This is a genomic window from Novosphingobium aeonii, assembly GCF_052279045.1.
In the GTDB taxonomy this organism is placed as follows: domain Bacteria; phylum Pseudomonadota; class Alphaproteobacteria; order Sphingomonadales; family Sphingomonadaceae; genus Novosphingobium.
Window position 1 is genome coordinate 449,022 of sequence record NZ_CP176832.1, and the last position, 19,202, is coordinate 468,223.

Genomic DNA, 19,202 nt, shown 5'->3' on the forward strand with positions numbered 1-19,202 from the left:
ACATGGCAACGCTCGTTTTCAGCACGGTAGGCACGGCGCTGGGCGGCCCGGTCGGCGGTGCGATCGGTTCGCTCGTAGGCAGTCAGTTCGATGCCGCGATCTTCGGATCTCCCAACCGGCAGGGTGCAAGGCTCAAGGAACTGGAAGTGACCACTTCCAGCTACGGCCAGCCCCTCCCCCGTCATTTCGGCCGGATGCGCGTTGCCGGCCAGATGATCTGGGCGGCGGAACTCACCGAGCACAGCGAAACGCTGGGCGGCGGCAAGGGCGCTCCCTCCGTCACGACCTACAGCTATTCGGCCAGCTTTGCCGTGGCACTCTCCAGCCGCCCGATCCTGGCCCTCGGCCGCATCTGGGCCGATGGCAGACTGCTGCGCGGCGCGGAAGGCGACCTCAAGGTCGGCGGTACGCTGCGCATCCATACCGGGCACGGCGATCAGGCCTGCGATCCGCTGATCCTTGCGGCAGAGGGTGAAGCCCTTTGCCCCGCTCACCGCGATCTGGCCTACGTGGTGTTCGAGGATCTCGACCTTTCGGAATATTACAACCACATCCCCGCGCTGACTTTCGAGGTCATCGCCGACGAACGCTTCGATCTCTCCGGGGTGATCGGCGATCTGGTGGAGGATATCGACGCGGCAGTCCCGCTCGAAAGCTTCGGCGGGCTGAGCTGTGACGGGTCTCTGGCGGATATCCTGCAGGTCATAGACCAGGTCGAGCCGCTCTGCACCGATGCCGGGCGGGACCGTCTGGTGATTGCCAGGGAACGGCTGCAGACGAGCCCGATCGCCCTCACCGAAGCCGCGATATCCGCCCAGGACGGCGATTTCGGCGCCGCGACGGGTTTTTCCCGCAGCCGTGCCGCCCCCGGCGAACAGCCGCTGTCGGTGCTGCGCTATTTCGACCGCGACCGCGACTATCTGCCCGGCGTGCAACATGCCACCGGCCGCGCCATTGCCGGAGAACCCCGCGCGCTGGAACTTCCGGCCGCGCTCGATGCCGCCACCGCCCGCAGCCTGATCGAACGCATCCGCAGAAGGATCGACTGGAGCAGGGACCGCATTTCCTGGCGGACCAGCGAACTCGACTGCGATGTCGCGCCCGGTGCCTCGGTGACGTTTCCCGGCCTTCCCGGCCTGTGGCGCGTAGAGGCATGGGAGTGGCGAGACAGCGGCATCGAGATTTCCGCCACCCGCCGCGTGCCGACCGGAGCAGACGCTCCGCCACGGCTTGCAACCGACCCGGGACGGATAAACCCCCAGCCGGATCTCCCCCCCGGCCAGACCGCGCTCGTGGCGCTCGAACTTCCCTACGATGCCGCGACGGGCACGCCAGACAGCGCCCGGCCCATTGCCGCACTGTCCTCCTCCACTGCAAACTGGAGCGGTGCGGCGCTCTTTGCCGACCGCGGCGACGGGGGCCTGCTGCCGCTCGGCCCCAGCGGCCGGATGCGCTCGATCGTCGGCACGGCCTCGACGGCGCTTCCACCGGCAAGCGCGCTGCTGTTCGATCGCGCCTCCACCCTGGAGGTTCGCCTGACAGGGGCGGACCTGCAATTGGCATCGGCATCGCTACGCCAGCTCGCGGAAGGCGCCAACCTTGCCCTCGTGGGTGACGAAATCATCCAGTTCGCCGGCGCCCTGCCGCTTGGCGGCGGCACCTGGCGGCTCACCGGTTTTCTGCGCGGAAGGGGCGGAACGGAAACCGCAATCGGCACGCACCTGCCCGGCGAACCGTTCGTCCTGCTCGACCGCAAGGCCGTCGCGCTCGATCCGGCCATCGTCGGAACCGGGAGCGAACGCCGGATCGTGGCGGCAGGGCGCGGAGATCCCGAGCCGGTCGCCGTCCCGATCCGCCTTGAAGGCATCACATTGCGCCCGCTGGCACCGGTCCACCCTCGTGTCACAAGACTGGCGGACGGCACCTTGCGCGCGGCGTGGACACGCCGCGCACGGGGCAACTGGACATGGCAGGACGGGCTCGACGTGCCCCTGGTCGAACAGACGGAGAGCTATCTCGTGACGTTCGGTGCGATCGGGAGCCCGCTGGCCACGTGGACCCTTGCCGCCCCTTCGATCGATCTCGCCCCCGACCTCGTGGCACGCCTGTCCGCAGGAGCCCCCGGCGAATGGCTGCGCGTGAGGCAGCAGGGAACCCACGCCCTTTCCGAACCCCTTCCCGTCCTTTCGCTGAACTGATCCCAAGGAGCCCAGCATGAGCGATACCATCACTTTCGACAGCGCCAGCGCGCGTTTCTCGCTGCCGTTTCTCTATGCCGGCCAGTCCCAGAAAGAGGTCTTCGTCAACGAAGCCCTGGCCCGCTGCGACATGCTACTGCACCCCGCGATCGAGGGCGAAACCGATCTCCCGCCTCCCTCCCCCTCGGAGGGAGAATGCTGGCTGGTCGGCATGGAAGCGAGCGGGGCCTGGAACGGGCAGGCGGGCACGCTTGCCACATTTCAGGGCGGAAACTGGATGTTCGTGAAACCACGGCACGGAATGCGCGTCTTCGATCTGTCGACCCGGCAGGAGCAACTATTTTGGGGCTCATGGAGAAAAGCTTCCCTTCCCGTGGAACCACTTGGCGGATCGACAGTTGATGTTCAGGCTCGGGCGGTGATCGGTCAACTGGTTGCTGCCCTGCAAGCCTTGGGTATCTTCCCGTCAGCATGACGCGGCACATTGAACAGGGGTAGGAACAGTGCAGTCGATTTCCAATAAATGGGGTCACGAGGCGGCACCAACCCTCCGAAATCGCGACATTCTTGCAACAGTCGCTTTCAATGTGCGCTTGCACACGCAATGCTGAGGGGGTAGACACTCGACGCACTCGGTGGCTCCAAATCTCTTAGTAGGGGAAACGTATGAGGAAACTCGTCCTTGGTCTGGCGCTGGCTTCGACAGCTATCGCCACGCCCGCGCTTGCGCGTGACAAGTCGTGGTATCTTGAACTCGACTTCGGCGGCATGATCGTCGAAGACGCTGATCTTAAGGTCGACGGCGTCAGCAACGCCGCAACTGCCGACTTCAAGACCGGCTTCGACGGCGGCGCCGTTCTCGGTTACGACTTCGGTCCGTTCCGTCTTGAAACCGAAGCCAGCTATCGCCAGGCTCCGGTCAAGTCCTTCGGCGGTGACGCCAGCAACCTGTCGTTCATGGTCAACGGCCTGCTCGATTTCGGTCCCGATGACGGCCTCCAGGGCTTCGTCGGCGGTGGTGCGGGCGTCGCTCGCGTCGATGCCGACTTCATCGACGATTCCGACACCGGCTTCGCATGGCAGGCTATCGCGGGCGTTCGCGCTCCGATCAGCAGCCACTGGGACGTGGGCCTGAAGTATCGCTTCATGAACGTCGCCAATGTCGACCTCGTCGACGTGGACGGTTCGTCGGTCAGCACCCGCTGGCGTTCGCACTCGCTCATGGGCACCCTGGCGTACAACTTCGGCGAACCGGCAGCTCCGCCGCCGCCCCCGCCGCCGCCCCCGCCGCCCCCGCCGCCTCCCCCGCCGCCGCCTCCGCCGCCGGTTGTGGAATGCAACAAGGGTCCGTACATCGTGTTCTTCGACTGGGATAAGTCGGACATCACGCCGGAAGCCGCCACCATTCTCGACAGCGCGATCAGTGCCTATGGCAACTGCAACAGCGTTCCGATCATGCTGGCCGGTTACACCGACCGTTCGGGTACCGAAAAGTACAACCTCGGCCTGTCGGCTCGTCGTAACGACGCTACCCGCGCGTATCTGACCAGCCACGGCATTCCGGACGGCTCGATCTCGAGCCAGGCGTTCGGTGAAGCTAACCCGCGCGTTCCGACTGCTGACGGCGTGCGCGAGCTGCAGAACCGCCGCGTCGAAATCACTTACGGTCCGGGTTCGGGCATGTAAGCGAACCGGCAACGGTTACAGATCAGGGGGTCGGAGCAATCCGGCCCCCTTTTCTTATGGAACTTGCACCAGCATGTTCCCGGCAGCCCGGGCATCCGTGGGCCGGCCGCACAAACGAAAACGCCCCGCGGGTCAGGCGGAGCGTTCGTAATTTCAGCTCTGAAAAAGATCAGGCGGCGTAAGGCGTAGGGTCGATCAGCCCCGCATCGGCAAAGCCGCTCTTTCGCAGGCGGCAGCTGTCACACTCTCCGCAGGCGCGGCCATCCGGCTGCGGATCGTAGCACGACCAGCTCATGCCGGCATCCAGCCCAAGGCGATCCGCCTCGCGGGCGATATCCGCCTTGCCGAGGAACTGCAGCGGCGCGTGAATGCTGAACTTCGTGCCCTCGTCGCCTTCCTTGGTCGCCAGGGTCGCGATGTTCTCGAACGCCGAGATGAATTCGGGACGGCAGTCGGGATAGCCCGAATAGTCCAGCGCGTTCACGCCGATGAATATATCGGAAGCCCCGATTGCCTCGGCCCAAGCCAGCGTAAGCGACAGGAAAACGAGGTTGCGCGCGGGAACATACGTCACCGGAACACCGGGACCGACGCCATCCTTCGGCACCTCGATATCGTCCGTCAGCGCAGACCCGCCGAACTGGCGCAAGTCGAGCGGAAGCACGACATGACGTTCGGCGCCAAGGAAAGCGGCGATCTTGCCGGCGGCATCGATTTCGCACCGATGACGCTGGTTATAGTCGATCGTCAGCGCATTGATGGAATAGCCCGCCTCTCGTGCGAGCCCCGCCGAAACCATCGAATCCAGTCCTCCTGAGAGAAGGACGACCGCCTTGCGGCCTGAAAGCGTTGAAGTATCCTGCATGGTTCTTTCGCTAAGCCTTCGCCGAAGCGATGACAACCACCAGCCGGCAGCGTCAGTTCCGGCAGGAACCGGTCCGCCGTCCCTCAGCGGTGACAACGAAGGGAAGTCCGCTGACGATCCCCTGACTGTCGATCTGGATCAGCCCATTGGTCTCGCGCCGAACCCGCGTTCGGCCATAGCCCTGCCCGCGACAGGTATACTGGACGACGACTTCGTTCGCCGTGTCCTCGACCACGACCGCGCGGCAAGGAATCCCCTGATGCCTGAGCTGAATCAGTTGCCTGCCATTTCCGATGCAAAGGTTGCGCGTGACGCTGCTCTCGCCGTGCTCACGCAGTTCCCAGGAGCCCGGCTCCAGCTGGTCAAGCATCGCAAGCGATCGCTTCTGCCCTTGCGCGCCCGATCCAAGCAGCAGCAATGCCCCGGCTGCCACTGCTACCGTCGCTGCCCTGCGTTTCGTCCAGTCGAATTTGCGGCCCCTCGCGCGCGTTGGCGCAAGACCTCGTGCTTTACCCGTGGTCATCCGCCCCATATCGGTACTCCCGACCGGCAAGACAAGCATCCCCCGCGCCGACAGGTCCGCAACGGCCCGATATGTTCAGACAGGGACGTGCAATATCTTCGAACAGAACGCGCAATCTACCGGAACCATACCGGTTTCATCGCGCATATCCGCCCGCTCGGTCTCGGGAAACCGTCCAAGGATATTCTGATAATATTCCACCGAGCATCGGCAGCCCCGCGTCAACGGCGCCAGCGGCTCCACCCGGATAACATCCTCTTCATGGAACAGGCGCCAGACGAGCTGCTCCAGATTGAGCACCGGATCGACCAGTTCGCCCGCCTGAACGCTGCCCGCCATGATCGAGACATGCTCCCAATCGGGGTGCTGTTCCTTGACGTGAAGGCGCTCCTTGCCTTCCTCGCCATCCGGGAAATGCTGGACGAGCAGGCCCCCCGCAACGCATCGCGGGCCATTGGAACGGACGGCAATGCGGATCACCGTCGGAACCTGCTCGGACTGGGCGAAATAGCTCTGGCAGGCTTCGGCAAGCGATGCGCCTTCAAGCGGCACCACGCCCTGGTAGCGCTCGTTCGAGACGTCCAGATCGAAGGTGATCGCAAGATAGCCCTTGCCGAAGATCGTTTCGAGCGAGCAGTCCTCTTCCAGCTTCTCGGCCAGAACCGGGTCATGTCGCAGATAACCGCGAAGTTCGCCGCCCCGATAGTCGCAAACGAGCAGATCCACAGCTCCGCCTTCGGCTTGCGCCTGGAAGGTCAGCTGAGCGCCCTCCTCCTTCAGAAGCGACCCCATCAAGGCCGTCAGCACCAATGCTTCGGCCAGGACGTGCTTGACCGCCTTGGGGTAGCTATGGGCCGAGAGTACCGTTTCCAGCACAGGGCCAAGGCGCACCACACGACCGCGCGCATGGCGCGAAGGCACGGTGAACGCCAGCACCCGATCGAAGCCGGTATCGTCGTCCCGAGGGAGAAGATCGTCGCTCACAGCTTGCCAAGCGCCCACAGCAGCACGGACTTCTGTCCATGGATGCGGTTTTCGGCCTCGTCCCATACTGCGGACTGAGTGCTGTCGATCACGTCATCCGTCACTTCCTCGCCGCGGTGGGCGGGAAGACAGTGGAGGAACATGGCGCCCGGATTCGCAGCCGCCATCAGCGCCTGATTGACCTGATAGGGCTGCATGGCTGCAACATGCTTCTCGCCGCCCGGCTGCCCCATCGACACCCAGGTATCGGTAACCACGACCTGGGCACCTGCAACCGCTTCGGCCGGGTTCTGCGTCAGAATGACCTCGCCGCCCGCCGCACGAGCGCGCGCGATGAATTCAGTATCCGGCTCGTAGCCCGCAGGGCCGCCGATGCGGATCGTGAATTTCATCAGCCCTGCCGCCTCGATCAGCGAGTTGGCAACGTTGTTGCCATCGCCAAGCCAGGCCAGCTGGAGCCCCGGAAGCGCAAAGCCGCCCTCGACGATCGTCAGCAAGTCGGCAACGATCTGGCAGGGGTGGGAAAGATCCGTCAGCCCGTTGATAACCGGAACCTCGGCATAGTGCGCCAGTTCCTCGATCTTGGCGTGATCGTCGGTACGGATCATGATCGCATCGACCATCCGGCTGAGCACGCGGGCGGTATCGGCGATCGTCTCGCCGCGACCGATCTGGGTGCTGCCCGCTTCGAGAATGAGCGCACTGCCGCCGAGCTGACGCATCGCCATGTCGAACGAGACGCGCGTGCGGGTCGAGTTCTTCTCGAAGATCATGGCAAGCACATGGCCCGCAAGCGGAGCATCGGCGTCGACCTGGCCTTTCGGCCAGGCCTTGCGCGCGGACTTCCGGTCGATCGCATCGTTGATCAGCGCGGCGAGCGCAGGCCCACCGGCATCACTCAGATTGAGGAAATCCCGCATCTTCAGGCGACCTCTTGGGGCTGGTAGCTCGCCGCCGCGGCGGACAGCTTCTCCATGAATTCGTCGATATGGCTGTCGTCGATGACGAGCGGCGGCAGAACGCGGACCACATTGTCACCGGCCGAAACGGTGAGCACCTGATGGTTGTCACGCATATGGGCAACGAAAGCCCGCGGCTCCATCTTCAGCTTCATGCCGATGAACAGGCCGCGGCCATGCACCGAATCGAACAGATCGGGATAGTTGCCGATGAACTGTTCGAGCCGCGAACGCAGTCGCTCGCCCTTTGCGCGCACATCGGCAAGGAATGCCTCATCGGCCACGACGTCGAGCACCGCACCGATCGCTGCCATGGCGAAAGGATTACCGCCATAAGTCGAACCATGCGTTCCGAATACCATCCCGCGCGCGGCCTTTTCGGTGGCAAGGCAGGCGCCGACGGGGAAGCCGCCGCCGATGCCCTTCGCGGTCGACATGATATCGGGCACGATCCCGTACTGCTCGTAGGCGTAGAGCGTACCGGCACGACCGACGCCGCTCTGAACTTCATCGAACACCAGCATCAGGTCATGCTCATCGCAAAGTGCGCGCAGGCCCTGGAGGAATTCGTCCGAAGCGATGCGGATGCCGCCTTCGCCCTGAATCGGCTCAACCAGGAAGCCTGCGGTATTCGGGCCGATAGCGGCCTTTGCGGCTTCCAGATCGTCGAACTCGACATATTTGAAACCGGGCAGCAGTGGCAGGAAGCCCTTGTGCATCTTGTCCTGATTGGACGCGCTGATCGTCGCCATCGTCCGGCCGTGGAAGGCATTCTTGAACGTGATCAACTCGAACTTGTGATCGTTGCCGACGTGCTGATGATAAGCACGCGCAGTCTTGATAGCGCATTCGACCGCTTCGGCGCCCGAGTTGGTGAAGAACACCGTATCGGCGAAGGTCAGTTCGGTCAGGCGGGTGGCAATCGCTTCGCCCTGGGGGCTACCGTAAAGGTTCGAAACGTGCATGAGCGTCTCGGCCTGCTTCTGGACCGCACCGATCAGGCCTTCATGCGAATGACCCAGCAGGTTGACCGCTATCCCGCTTGCAAAATCGAGGAATCGGCGACCGTCTTCACTGATGAGGTGACAATGCTCGCCGCGAACGGGCCGAACGCCGCACCGGGGATACACGGGCATCAGCGGAGTGATCGACATGATGGAATTCCTCGATAACGAATCAGTGACGTGAACGTGAAAACGTGAATCGGAAACGACAAATGGCGGCCCTAACCGGACCGCCATTTGCGCGCTTTTAGGTGTTTGCAGTCCCCCGGTCAAACACCGGGGGCGTTGCAGGCAGGATCAGCCCTGGAGCGGCGCCAGGTTGACCGCCGAGTACTTGCCTCGTCGATCGACCTCGATGTCGAACTCCACGCGATCGCCTTCGTTCAGACCGCCAAGGCCCGAACGCTCAACTGCGCTGATGTGAACGAATGCGTCCGGCTGGCCATCATCACGGGTGATGAAGCCGAAGCCCTTCATGGAGTTGAAGAACTTGACCGTGCCGCTGGCCTTTTCACCGGTCAGCTGACGCTGCGGTGCAGGCTCGCGCTTGGCGACCGGAATCACGTCGCCGACGACGACGAGTTCGCTGGCCGAAATCTTGCCGCCACGATCGACGAGCTGGAATTCGAGCTGCTGGCCTTCGGCCAGGCCTTCAAGGCCGGCACGCTCGACAGCGCTGATGTGAACGAACACATCTTCGCCGCCCTCATCGCGCTGGATGAAGCCGAAACCCTTCGCTCCGTTGAAGAACTTCACGACGCCGCGACCCTGGCCGACGACCTGAGCGGGCATACCGCCACCGCCGCCGCCGCCGCGCGGACCACCGCCGAAGCCACCGCCACGGTTGCCGCCGCCGAAGCCGCCGCGATCACCGCCGCCGCCGCCGCCGAAGCGATCACCGCCGCCGAAACCGCCGCGATCACCGCCACCGCCGAAACGATCGCCGCCACCGAAGCGGTCACCGCCACCGAAGCGATCTTGCCCGGCAAAGAACGGATCGAACTCGTTCTCCCCGAAGCTATCGCGCTTGTCGCGTCCCCTTCCGCGACGACCTCTGTCAAAACCCATGTTTACGAACGTACCTTCGCTGCGCCCCAAAAAGCATACACCCGGACACGTGGACGAACCGCGCCGACCGTCAGGCAAACAGCCGAGAAAAGCCCCGGACCTTTACCTGCAGGCCGGAGTCATACACGAGGTTCTGCCACATGGCGAACACATTTACGTCCCATTCTCCCGCGCCAGGGACGAAATATCGCGTTTTCCGTGCATTCCACCTTGCTTTTCGTCGGAATTGGGAGCTTGACGAGCGCTCATTTCAGGCCGAACCGGTGCCCACAAACACCATTCGACACCGGAGAATCGCGCCCATGTTCCGCCAGATCACCGAGACCGTGTTCGCGAGCCCGCAAATCGGAACGGATGCCATCGCCGAGGCGAAAGCTCTGGGGATCGTGCGGATCATCAACAACCGTCCCGAGGGCGAAAGCGAAGACCAGGTCGCAGGGGACGTCATCGCCGCCGAAGCCGCTGCGGCCGGGATCGATTATGTCGCGATTCCCGTGGGCCACGGCGGCTTCAGCCAGGCTCAGGTCGATGCCATGGCCGATGCGCTCGATACTGCGGAAGGTCCGGTTCTGGCCTACTGCCGTTCGGGTACGCGCTCGACTCTGCTTTGGGCGCTTGCCCGCGCCAAGGCAGGCGACAGCCCTGCCGTGATTGCCTCCAAGGCTGCGGCAGCGGGTTACGACGTTTCCCCGATTCGCCAACTCATCGACATGCTTTCCGCCGGGAAGTGATCCGACGCCGGTTTCCGGTGTTCAGAGCGCGATGTCGCCCTGTTCGCCGGTCCGGATTCGCAGCACGTCTGCCAGATCGAAAACGAAGATCTTGCCGTCACCGATTTCGTCGGTGCTTGCGGCTGCTTTGACGATCTCGATCACCGTGACCGCAAAAGCGTCGGAAACCGCGATTTCCAGCTTCAGCTTCGGAAGCATGCTCGAGGCATATTCCGCCCCCCGGTAGATTTCGGTCTGACCTTTCTGCCGACCGAAGCCGCTTACCTCAGAAACCGTTAGCCCTGAAACGCCGGCGGCCGAGAGGGCATCCCTTACTTCCGTGAACTTGAACGGCTTGATGATCGCGATGATGTACTTCACGCCCGATCTCCCGGTGGAAGGCTGTGGGCAGAACATCACACATTGTCGGCATCGCGACAAAGACAAATCTGGGCAAATCCGCGACAATAAAAAGAATGAAAAATGGGCCGGAGCGGCTGGCTCCGGCCCTTGAGTTTGTGTTCGCAGGAGGAACACCGGGAGGCGGCAACGGATGTAAGGAGAGGAAGAAGTATCCGCCGCCGCCAAGCTCTAGGAGATTTGAAACTTAGTTGTAGGCACGCTCGCCATGTTCGCCGATGTCGAGGCCTTCCTGCTCGACTTCCGGAGCGACGCGCAGGCCGGTGACTGCCTTGGCAACGTAGATCGAGATGACGGTGCCGATGGTGGCCCAGACGATTGCGACGAGAACCGCGATGATCTGCGTTGCGACCTGCGAACCCATCGAGAAGTCGGCGCCGCCGGGTCCACCCAGCGAAGGCGCATAGACGATGCCGGTGCCGATGGCGCCGACGATGCCGCCGATCCCGTGGACACCGAAGGCGTCGAGGGCGTCGTCATAGCCGAGAGCGGGCTTGAGCTTGCTGACCGCGAAGAAGCAGATGATCGAAGCGACGGCGCCCAGGACGATCGCTCCGAACGGGCCCGAGTTGCCCGCTGCCGGGGTAACGGCGACGAGACCCGCCACGATGCCCGAGCAGAAGCCGAGAGCCGAACCCTTGTGGCCGCTGAGACGCTCTGCGAGCATCCAGAACAGGCCCGCAGATGCGGTGGCGACGAAAGTGTTGATCATGGCAAGGGCGGCCGAGCCATTGGCTTCGAGAGCCGAACCGGCGTTGAAGCCGAACCAGCCCACCCACAGCAGGCCGGTGCCGACCATCGTCAGCGTCAGCGAGTGCGGGGGCATCGGCTCGTTGGGATAGCCCTTGCGCTTGCCGAGGATCAGTGCCGCGACGAGCGCCGAAACACCGGCATTGATGTGAACGACGGTACCGCCGGCGAAGTCGAGAGCGGCAGGGAGTTCGGTGCCGAACATCTTGCCTTCGAACAGGAAGCCGCCCGCTGCCCAGACCATGTGCGCGATCGGGAAGTAGGTGATCGTCAGCCAGACGACCGCAAATACCATCACGGCCGAGAACTTGATGCGTTCGACGGTCGAACCGAGGACCAGCGCGACGGTGATCGCGGCGAAGGTCATCTGGAAGCTGATGAAGACGTATTCGCTGATGACTTCGCTGGTGAAGGTCGCCGCCGTGCTGTCAGGCGTGACGCCGGCGAGGAAGAACTTGCCCCAGGCGATGAAGGCATTGCCTTCCGGACCGAAAGCGAGGCCGTAGCCGTACATGACCCAGATCAGCATCGCGAGCGCAGCGGCCGCGCCGATCTGCGTCATCGTCGAAAGCATGTTCTTCGAGCGGGTGAGGCCGCCGTAGAACAGCATGAGGCCGGGCAGGATCATGAGCAGGACCAGGATGGTCGAGGTCATCATCCAGGCATTGTTACCGGGATTGGGGACGGGCGCGGCCGCGGCAGCGGCTTCCTGCGCCCATGCAGGCATGGCGGCGAACAGCGACGCACCAAGAGCGCCGGCGCCGCAAAGAATTTTGCGGTTCATCGTGGTTTCCCTCCTGTCGGAAGCGCCGGTCAAAGCGCGGTATCGCCGGATTCGCCGGTGCGGATGCGCACGGCCGAGGCCAGGTCGAGGACGAAGATCTTGCCGTCGCCAATGGCTTCGGTGCTGGCGACCTGCTGGATCGTTTCCACGATCTTCGGCGCCAGATCGTCGGGCGCTGCCACTTCGATCTTCACCTTGGGGAGCATGTTGGTCGAATACTCGGCCCCACGATAGATTTCCGTCTGACCCTTCTGGCGCCCGAAGCCCTTCACTTCGGAAACGGTCATCCCGGCGACACCGATCGCGCCCAGCGCTTCTCGCACTTCGTCGAGTTTGAAGGGCTTGATGATGGCTATGATGAACTTCATGCCTATCCCCTGTTTGTCACCGGCCCCGCGCCGGCTCCAAACAGTGAATGCAAAGGCCGTGCCAATTTACCAAACGACGGGATTCAAGGGCCTGATCGCTCCGTTCAACGCAAGTGCAGCATGACGTATCGCTCGATTCCTGAGCAGTTGCCTATTTTTTAGGCAACTCAAGCGACGCAAAGACCGGCAGGTGGTCAGATCCTATCGCCGCAAGGGGGCTGTGGTGAACGTTTGTTCCCAGAATCCGCCACTGTTCGGATACGATGATGCGATCCAGCCTTGCCAGAGGCCTGCGGGAAGGAAAGCTCCGACCCGGTACCAGCACCTGCCAGGGGGCATGAAACTCTCGGAAACAGCCGCCGTGGCTGGACCATTCATTCAGATCGCCCATCATCACGGTCGGCACATGTTCATCGCAGGCGCCGACATGGGACAGCACGCTTCGCACCTGCAACCGTCGGCGCAGACCGGACAGGTCGAGGTGCATGCCGACCACCCGAACCTTCCGCCCCTGAACCGAAAGATCCGCACGGATCGCGCCGCGCGGCTCGAGAACCGGCAGGGCCACGGGCTTGGCTTCGAGCAGTTCGATGCCCTTGCGCACAAGCAGGGCATTGCCGTGCCAGCCCAGGCTGTCCGGCTTCATCGACAGGGGCACCGGGACATAATCGGTTGCCCCGTGAATCACCTCCAGCGGCAGCGCGCTCATCCGGCGGCCAAACCGGCGATCCACTTCCTGCAGCGCCACGATGTCGGCATCGATCTCGCGCAGCACCGTGAGGATGCGCTCGGGATCGCGCCGCCGGTCAAGCCCGACGGCCTTGTGGATGTTGTAGCTGGCGAACTTGATCTGCAACGAAGGACTTCCGGCGAATGGGATAGCGTAGCAATCCGCCGGAATAGCATGAGGTTCCCTGTCCGTCGTCCCGGACTTGCCCGCACGCGCGAAAGCGCAGGCTGCGGAGACGGGACGACGAAAGGTTTCAGCGTTCCTTCGTGGCGCTGAAGGTCATGTCCGGGTTGCGTTCCTGCTGATAGTTCACGTCCCACGCCGAGCGGGCCATGAACACGGGATCGCCGTCACGGTCCTTCGCGAGGTTCATCTTGTTGATTTCGCCGAAGTCGCGCAGCGTCTTTTCGTCGCCCTTGATCCAGCGGGCCGTGTCGAACGGGGAAGCTTCGAGCACGGCTTCCACCTTGTACTCGGCTTCGAGGCGGCTGATCAGCACATCGAGCTGAAGCTGGCCGACCACGCCGACGATCCACTGCGAGCCGATTTCCGGGTAGAAGACCTGAATCACGCCTTCTTCCGAAAGGTCGTCGAGCGCCTTGCGGAGCTGCTTGGTCTTGGTCGGATCCTTCAGCGCGACGCGGCGCAGGATTTCCGGCGCGAAGTTCGGCAGGCCGATAAAGCGAACCTGGTTCTTTTCGGAGAGGGTATCGCCCACGCGCAGGGTGCCGTGATTGGGAATGCCGATGATATCGCCCGGCTCGGCATTGTCCGCGATCTCGCGGTCCTGCGCGAAGAACAGGATCGGCGAATGGACCGCGATCGGCTTGCCGAGGCCCGAGGGCGTCAGCTTCATGCCGCGCTTGAAGGTGCCCGAGACCAGACGCATGAAAGCGATGCGGTCACGGTGCATCGGGTCCATGTTGGCCTGGACCTTGAAGATGAAGCCGGTGACTTCCTTGTTGTCCGGCTCGATCGTGCCTTCGTTCGAAGGCTGCGGCCGCGGCGGGGGCGCGAACTTCTCGATCGCGTCGATCAGTTCGGTAACGCCGAAGTTCTTGAGCGCCGAGCCGAAGTAGACCGGCGTAAGGTCGCCGCCCCGATAGGCCTCCACATCGAATTCGGGATAGCCGGCCTGCGCCAGTTCCAGCTCCTCGGCGACGGCATCGGGAAGCGCCGCGCCTTCGTCGACCTTGCCGAGGAATTCCTTGCTCGGCCCTTCGGGGCGGCTGATCTTGCCGCTGGCGATGTCGAGGATACCCTCGAACAGGCCGCCCATGCCGACAGGCCAGGACATCGGGCAGACGTCCAGCGCCAGCATGTCCGCCACTTCGTCCATCAGGTCGAAGCAGGCGCGGCCTTCGCGGTCGACCTTGTTGATGAAGGTGATGATCGGCACCGAACGCAGGCGGCAGACCTCGAAGAGCTTGCGGGTCTGCGGTTCGATACCCTTGGCCGCGTCGATCACCATGATCGCCGAATCGACTGCGGTGAGCGTGCGGTAGGTGTCTTCCGAGAAGTCCTCGTGGCCCGGCGTGTCGAGCAGGTTGAAAGTGATCCCGTCCCGCTCGAACGTCATGACCGAGCTGGTCACGGAGATGCCGCGCTGCTGCTCGATCTTCATCCAGTCAGACCGCGCGCGCCGCGCGGCGCCGCGTGCCTTGACCTGTCCTGCCAGATGGATGGCACCGCCTTGCAGCAGCAGCTTCTCGGTCAGGGTGGTCTTACCGGCGTCAGGGTGCGAGATGATCGCGAAAGTGCGCCGGGACTGGTGGGGAACATTGCTCATCGGCGCGCTATTAGTGGGCGCGGGGCCAGATGGAAAGGGCGGAAAAAAGGGGGAGCCCCCCTCACTACGGCCTGCGGAGTGGACCGTTTCCTGGCCCGCGCTCGGCCCCTGTACCCGGCCCTGTACTCGGCCCCTGCACCTAACCTTCGTCATTGCGAGCGTAGCGAAGCAATCCAGGGCGCGTTACGCCGCTCTGGATTGCCGCGTCGGCTTCGCCTCCTCGCAATGACGAAAGTGGAGGAAGTCAGCCCTCGCGCGCGACCTGGAAGCCGGCGAAGGACTGGCTGACCGGCATCAGTTCCAGCGTGTTGATGTTGAGATGCGGCGGCAGGGTCGCCACCCAGAGCACGGTTCCGGCGATATCCTCGGCCGTCATCGGATTCGCGCCGCCATAGAGGTTGTCCGAAGCCTGCTGGTTGCCGCCGGTCCGCACGAGGGTGAACTCGGTCTCCACCATGCCCGGCTCGATCGAGGTCACGCGCACGCCCGTTCCCGCGAGGTCGGAACGCAGGCCCAGCGAGAACTGGTGCACGAAGGCCTTGGTGCCGCCATAGACGTTGCCGCCCGTGTAAGGGTAAGTCGCCGCCACCGAGGACAAGTTGACGATCGCGCCCTTGCGCGCAACCAGCGCGGGCAGAAGCTTGTGAGTGAGCGAAACCAGCGCGGTGACGTTGGTATCGATCATCGTCTTCCAGCTTTCGAGCGATGCGCTCTGCGCCGGTTCGGTGCCGAGCGCGAGGCCGGCATTGTTGACGAGACAGTCGATCCCGGCGAACTCGGCAGGCAGGGCGGCAAGAGCAGCATCGCGCGCCGCTTCATCGCGCACGTCGAAAATGGCGGCGTGGAACTTGTCCGCGCCCAGTTCGGCCTTCAGCGCGTCCAGACGCTCGGTCCGGCGACCGGTGCCGATCACACGCCAGCCCGCCGTCACGAATGCGCGGGCACAGGCTTCGCCGATGCCGGAGGTAGCCCCGGTTACGAGTGCGGTCTTCATCGGAAATAGGTCTCCTTCAGTCGGCGGTCAGGACGCTGACGTCCATGCGGAAGCTCCGGCTCATGCCGGGTTCGAGCGAAAGCACGCCGGGCTTGGCGCGGAAATCGCCGGAATAACCCAGCGGGTCGGCCATGCCCTGCCAGGGCTCGATGCAAAGATAGTTCGCGCCCGGCTTCTGCCAGATGCCCAGCATCGGCATATCCGGGAAAGCGACGGCAAGCTGTGTACCGCCCGGCGTGCCGAACGTGAGCGAGCGACTGGCAAGCCGATCCCAGATCAGGGCATCGGTCTCGAACTGCGCGGCTTCGGGCATGAGCAGATGCCCCTCGACCGGAGTGGCGACGGGTTCGGGCTGGACGAGACCGGTCGGCAGGTCGATGCGGCGGATCGGCTGGGGCTCCGCTTGCTCGAAAGCGATCGTGTGATCGGCCTTGGCGGCGCCGCCCGGCAGCGGCCAGGCGAAAGCGGGGTGATAGCCGAAGCTGAACGGCATGGCCCCGTCTCCGGCGTTGATCACCGTCGCCGTGGTGTGCAGGCACATGCCTTCGAGGCGGAATTCCAGATCCAGCGCGAAGGCGAAAGGATAGACCTTGCGGGTTTCCGCACTGTCGCGGAGGCGGAAGACGGCGCGATCGGCCGCGGTTTCGACCACGTCGAACAACGAATGGCGCGCGAAGCCGTGCTTGGGCAGTTCGTATTCGCGGCCATCGAGGCGATAGCGATTACCGTTCAGCGCGCCGACGATCGGGAACAGGATCGGCGCATGTCCGGTCCAGAACGCCGGATCGGCGTCTGTCATGTATTCCCGGCCGAAGCGGTCGGTCAGAGACCAGAGTTCGGCCCCGAACGGGGTGATCCGCGCGGTGAGTTCGCCGGAAGAAATGGTCACGAATTCCATGTCGGTCACCGGCTCACTCCAGAAGCGTCGTCCCGGACCCGGTCCGGGACGACGTAATGCATCAACCGCGCAGCACGGCGCCAAGCTTGGCGGCGGCGGCAGTCACCTTGCTGCTGATCGCCTTCAAGTCTTCTTCCTTGTAGCTCTTTTCGAGCGGTTGGAGAGTGACTTCGAGCGCGAGCGACTTCTGGCCTTCCGGCACGCCTGCCCCACGGAAGTCGTCGAACAGACGGGCCGAGACGATATTCGCCTTGTCTGCACCGGCAACCATGCGGACGAGATCGCCCGCAGCCTGCTCGACCGGGACGAGGAACGCGAAGTCGCGAGTCACCGCCTGCAGCGCCGGGGGCGCGTAGCGGGTACGGGCGAAGGTAGCAGCGCCCTTCCTGCCGGGGATCGCGTCGAGATAGATCTCGGCAATCGCCACCGGACCTTCGATGTCGAACTGCCTGGCGACAGTCGGGTGCAGCATGCCGAAGCGCGCCAGCACGTTCTTGGGCCCAAGGCGCAGCGTGGCCGACTGGCCGGGGTGGAACTGCGGACCGGCCTCACCCATGACCTGCAGCTTCTCGACCGGGGCGCCGGCCTCAGCCAGCAGCGCGGTCACTTCGGCCTTGGCGTCGTAGGCGTCGAACGCAGTCGCCTTGCCGGTCGCCCAGCCGCGCGAAACCTTCTCGCCGGCCAGCACGAAGCCGAGCGCCAGACGCTCATCGCTCGCGCCGCCCTCTCCGCGCAGATAGCGACGGCCGAGTTCGAACAGGCGAAGCGACGAGGCGCCGCGATCGAGGTTGCGCTTGGCCGCCATCAGCAGGCCCGGCAGCAGCGACGGCCGCATGACCTTCATGTCCTCGCTGATCGGGTTGGCGAGCGACCACAGGGCGTTTCCATCCGCGAAGGCATCGGCCTCGGCGGAGGGCAGGAACGACCAGGTTACCGCCTCGTGCAGACCGCGCGCAGCAGCCGCACGGCGAACACGGCGCTCCAGCGCCTGCGTCGGCGTGGCGGTCGGACGGGCGACACCGTCAGCGCGCGGCAGGGCCACGCTGGTCACCTTGTCGAGACCGTGGATGCGGACGACTTCCTCGACGATATCGGGCGCGCCATCCACGTCCGGGCGCCAGCCGGGGACGGTAACGGCCCACGACGTGTCGAAGTTCGCCTGCTCGGCCACCACCGAGAAGCCGAGGCTTCCCAGAATGCGCTGCTGCTCAGCCGCTTCGATGCGGACGCCGCCCAGCTTCTCGGTCAGCGCCGGATCGAAGTGGACGATCTTCGGCGTGCTCGGCGCTGCACCGCTGCGCACCGCCTGCGAAGCCTCACCGCCGCACAGCGTCTGGATCAGCTGGGTCAGGTGGTCGAGGCCGGTATCGAGGAAATTCGGATCGATCCCACGCTCGAAACGGCTACGCGCGTCCGAGGTGAGGTTGAGCTTGCGGCCGGTCCTGGCGATGCGCTCGGGATCGAAATAAGCGATTTCGAGCAGGACGTCGGTGGTCTCGTCCCCGCAGCCCGAATGCTCGCCGCCCATGATGCCCGCAATGTCGTGCACGCCCGAATCGTCGGCGATCACGGTCATCTCGGCGTCGAGCGTGTAGGTCTTCTCGTTCAGCGCAACGACCGTTTCGCCATCCTTCGCCCGGCGCGCGACGACGGCGCCGTTCAGCTTGGCGAGGTCATAGGCGTGGGCCGGGCGACCATAGGCCAGCATCAGGTAGTTGGTGGCATCCACCAGCGCCGAGATCGGACGCTGCCCTGCCGCCTTCAGGCGATCCTGCAGCCACTGCGGCGAGGGGCCGTTCTTCACGCCCTTGATCACGCGGCCGTGGAACGCCGGGCAACCCTCGGCATCGTCGGTGCGCACGTCCACCGGGCAGGGGAAGCTGCCGGCGATGTCCAACGCCTCGATCGGCTTCAGCGTGCCCAGGCCGGCGGCGGCCAGATCGCGGGCGATGCCGTAGACGCCCATGCAGTCCGGACGGTTGGGGGTGATGGCCACCTCGATCACCGGATCGGCGCCGTGGTAGTCCGCGAAAGGCGTGCCGACCGGCGCGTCTTCGGGCAGTTCAATGATGCCGTCGTGATCTTCGCCCAGCTCCAGCTCGCGCGTGGAGCACATCATGCCGTTCGATTCGACGCCGCGCACGGCAGCGACCTTCAGCACCATGCCGTTGGCGGGCACGGTCGCACCGGGCAGGCCCAGCACGCCGACAAGGCCAGCCCGCGCGTTCGGCGCGCCGCAGACGACCTGCAGCACGCCCTCACCCGTATCGACGGTCAGGACCTGCAGCTTGTCCGCCTGCGGATGCTTGTCGGCGGTGAGCACCTTCGCCACGCGGAAGCCCGAAAGCTTGGCAGCGGGGTCTTCGATGCCTTCGACCTCAAGGCCGATGGCGTTGAGCTTCAGGGCGATATCCTCAAGCGAGGCGTCGGTCTCAAGGTACTGCTTGAGCCAGGAAAGCGAGAACTTCATTT

Annotated in this window: 18 protein-coding genes; 4 read left to right on the plus strand and 14 right to left on the minus strand. The window is 64.3% G+C overall.

Going from position 1 to position 19,202, the window contains the following annotated elements:
- Positions 1–2 precede the first annotated feature (2 nt).
- The 3 genes from ACLIMP_RS02280 (at position 3) to ACLIMP_RS02290 (ending at position 3,884) form a co-directional block, all read left to right on the plus strand.
- Entirely contained in the window at positions 3–2,198 is a 2,196-nt protein-coding gene (locus ACLIMP_RS02280) for a phage tail protein (protein ID WP_324697279.1), read from the plus strand.
- A gap of 16 nt (positions 2,199–2,214) precedes the next feature.
- Entirely contained in the window at positions 2,215–2,673 is a 459-nt protein-coding gene (locus ACLIMP_RS02285) for a DUF2793 domain-containing protein (protein WP_324697281.1), read from the plus strand.
- 191 nt (positions 2,674–2,864) lie between these two features.
- Positions 2,865–3,884: an OmpA family protein gene (locus tag ACLIMP_RS02290; protein WP_132468655.1), complete on the plus strand. Its 1,020-nt coding sequence runs from the start codon at positions 2,865–2,867 to the stop codon at positions 3,882–3,884.
- A 169-nt stretch (positions 3,885–4,053) separates the two neighbouring features.
- On the opposite strand, the gene queC is transcribed toward ACLIMP_RS02290, so the two are convergent.
- The 6 genes from queC to ACLIMP_RS02320 form a co-directional block, all read right to left on the minus strand.
- Positions 4,054–4,749: a 7-cyano-7-deazaguanine synthase QueC gene (queC, locus tag ACLIMP_RS02295; protein WP_324697283.1), complete on the minus strand. Its 696-nt coding sequence runs from the start codon at positions 4,747–4,749 to the stop codon at positions 4,054–4,056.
- A 52-nt stretch (positions 4,750–4,801) separates the two neighbouring features.
- Complete coding sequence (locus tag ACLIMP_RS02300) at positions 4,802–5,119, minus strand: DUF3617 domain-containing protein (protein ID WP_082370637.1); 318 nt, start codon at positions 5,117–5,119, stop codon at positions 4,802–4,804.
- 228 nt (positions 5,120–5,347) lie between these two features.
- On the minus strand, positions 5,348–6,256 hold the full coding sequence (gene hslO, locus ACLIMP_RS02305) for an Hsp33 family molecular chaperone HslO (protein ID WP_324697286.1): 909 nt from the start codon (positions 6,254–6,256) through the stop codon (positions 5,348–5,350).
- Entirely contained in the window at positions 6,253–7,176 is a 924-nt protein-coding gene (gene argF / locus ACLIMP_RS02310; RefSeq protein ID WP_443478022.1) for an ornithine carbamoyltransferase, read from the minus strand. Before argF ends, hslO begins: the two co-directional genes overlap by 4 nt.
- A 2-nt stretch (positions 7,177–7,178) precedes the next feature.
- Positions 7,179–8,369, minus strand: coding sequence for an aspartate aminotransferase family protein (locus tag ACLIMP_RS02315; RefSeq protein ID WP_324697290.1), 1,191 nt, complete (start codon positions 8,367–8,369; stop codon positions 7,179–7,181).
- 147 nt (positions 8,370–8,516) lie between these two features.
- Positions 8,517–9,287 (minus strand): cold-shock protein, encoded by a 771-nt coding sequence (locus ACLIMP_RS02320; protein ID WP_132468654.1) that lies wholly within the window; start codon positions 9,285–9,287, stop codon positions 8,517–8,519.
- A gap of 302 nt (positions 9,288–9,589) precedes the next feature.
- Between ACLIMP_RS02320 and ACLIMP_RS02325 the strand changes: the two genes are divergently transcribed.
- The gene (locus ACLIMP_RS02325) at positions 9,590–10,018 is read left to right on the plus strand and encodes a protein tyrosine phosphatase family protein (protein ID WP_185998412.1); all 429 of its coding nucleotides are present in this window, start codon (positions 9,590–9,592) and stop codon (positions 10,016–10,018) included.
- Positions 10,019–10,039: 21 nt separating this feature from the next.
- Here ACLIMP_RS02325 and ACLIMP_RS02330 read toward each other — a convergent pair whose 3' ends face one another.
- The 8 genes from ACLIMP_RS02330 to pheT form a co-directional block, all read right to left on the minus strand.
- Positions 10,040–10,378, minus strand: coding sequence for a P-II family nitrogen regulator (locus tag ACLIMP_RS02330; protein ID WP_054442179.1), 339 nt, complete (start codon positions 10,376–10,378; stop codon positions 10,040–10,042).
- Between the two features lie 226 nt (positions 10,379–10,604).
- Positions 10,605–11,951 carry an ammonium transporter gene (locus ACLIMP_RS02335; protein WP_054442178.1) on the minus strand — a complete coding sequence of 449 codons (1,347 nt, stop codon included), beginning with the start codon at positions 11,949–11,951 and terminating at the stop codon, positions 10,605–10,607.
- A 29-nt stretch (positions 11,952–11,980) separates the two neighbouring features.
- On the minus strand, positions 11,981–12,319 hold the full coding sequence (locus ACLIMP_RS02340) for a P-II family nitrogen regulator (protein ID WP_054442177.1): 339 nt from the start codon (positions 12,317–12,319) through the stop codon (positions 11,981–11,983).
- A gap of 151 nt (positions 12,320–12,470) precedes the next feature.
- On the minus strand, positions 12,471–13,175 hold the full coding sequence (locus ACLIMP_RS02345; RefSeq protein ID WP_185998411.1) for an endonuclease/exonuclease/phosphatase family protein: 705 nt from the start codon (positions 13,173–13,175) through the stop codon (positions 12,471–12,473).
- Between the two features lie 127 nt (positions 13,176–13,302).
- Entirely contained in the window at positions 13,303–14,838 is a 1,536-nt protein-coding gene (locus ACLIMP_RS02350) for a peptide chain release factor 3 (protein ID WP_185998410.1), read from the minus strand.
- Between the two features lie 244 nt (positions 14,839–15,082).
- Positions 15,083–15,832: an SDR family NAD(P)-dependent oxidoreductase gene (locus ACLIMP_RS02355; protein ID WP_324697297.1), complete on the minus strand. Its 750-nt coding sequence runs from the start codon at positions 15,830–15,832 to the stop codon at positions 15,083–15,085.
- A 16-nt stretch (positions 15,833–15,848) separates the two neighbouring features.
- Entirely contained in the window at positions 15,849–16,730 is an 882-nt protein-coding gene (locus ACLIMP_RS02360) for an aldose 1-epimerase family protein (protein WP_420719891.1), read from the minus strand.
- A gap of 61 nt (positions 16,731–16,791) precedes the next feature.
- Entirely contained in the window at positions 16,792–19,200 is a 2,409-nt protein-coding gene (gene pheT, locus ACLIMP_RS02365) for a phenylalanine--tRNA ligase subunit beta (protein ID WP_185998407.1), read from the minus strand.
- Positions 19,201–19,202 lie beyond the last annotated feature (2 nt).